This is a genomic window from Brochothrix campestris FSL F6-1037 (genome assembly GCF_000525915.1).
GTDB classification, from domain to species: Bacteria; Bacillota; Bacilli; order Lactobacillales; family Listeriaceae; genus Brochothrix; species Brochothrix campestris.
The window spans coordinates 1-1,001 of the sequence record NZ_AODH01000084.1; the positions used below are offsets into that span (position 1 = coordinate 1).

Here is a 1,001-nt window from a genome sequence, read left to right on the forward strand (position 1 = left end):
GTGAGCGGTGAGAAGTTAGTTAACAACAAAACAAAAGCAACAGCGCACGTCGGTGATACACTCAACTACAGTATTAAACTGACGCATGAGGCTGGAAGTGGCCCATGGGTTGGTCAAGTGGTAGATAAATTACCGAATCATGTGAGCTATGTACCAAACAGTACGACCATTGACGGCAAAGCAGTCGCCGACAAAGGAATTTGGAACGAACAAACGTTGACGGTGAAAGAGCTCCGTTTAACAAACGAAACAGCAACCGCAGTGATTGCCTTTAAGGTGAAAGTAAAAGAAGAAGCCTTAAATACGACAGTTGTCAATAAAGCGGTGGCAACACCAAAAGATCCCGATGATAACCCACCTGTACCAGATATCCCAAGCGTACCGACAGTGGTGGTGCCGACAGCAGGTAAATTAAAAGCTGAGAAAAAACGTCTTCAATGCCAGCAATGATGCGATTGATCACAAAGCCGTTAAAGTTGGCGCGGTCATTAGCTATCAAATTAAGGCAACGAACACATCAGCGCCAACGACGATTATTAACAAGGTGAAAATTGGCGATGCGATTCCAGCAGGACTCGTGTATCAACCAGGCAGCCTGAAAGTAACCGGAGTTGATGGCAAAGAAAAAGCGTTAGCAGATGATGCGGTTACCGGTCAAAAACTAGCGACAGGTGACCTCGGGTCACTCAAAGGTGGCGAAAGCCTCTTCATCAGTTTCAAAGTGAAAGTAAGTGCGGAAGCTAAAGGCAAGGTTGTCAACGTGGCAACAGTCGATGGCAATGTGCCACCGCCAACACCAGGTGAGCCAGATGTGCCACTTGTACCAGAAAAACCAACCACTGATATTAACGTTCCACCAGGTCAAGTGAGCGGTGAGAAGTTAGTTAACAACAAAACAAAAGCAACAGCGCACGTCGGTGATACACTCAACTACAGTATTAAACTGACGCATGAGGCTGGAAGTGGCCCATGGGTTGGTCAAGTGGTAGATAAATTACCGA

Annotated in this window: 2 protein-coding genes; both read left to right on the forward strand. The window is 46.5% G+C overall.

Features of this window, described 5'->3' with window-relative positions; all coding sequences use genetic code 11:
- On the forward strand, nt 1-450 hold a 450-nt coding region (locus BCAMP_RS11925; RefSeq protein WP_198015801.1), incomplete at its 5' end, for an isopeptide-forming domain-containing fimbrial protein.
- Nucleotides 451-454: 4 nt separating this feature from the next.
- A partial coding sequence (locus tag BCAMP_RS11930; RefSeq protein WP_232217991.1) for an isopeptide-forming domain-containing fimbrial protein occupies nt 455-1,001 on the forward strand: 547 nt, incomplete at its 3' end.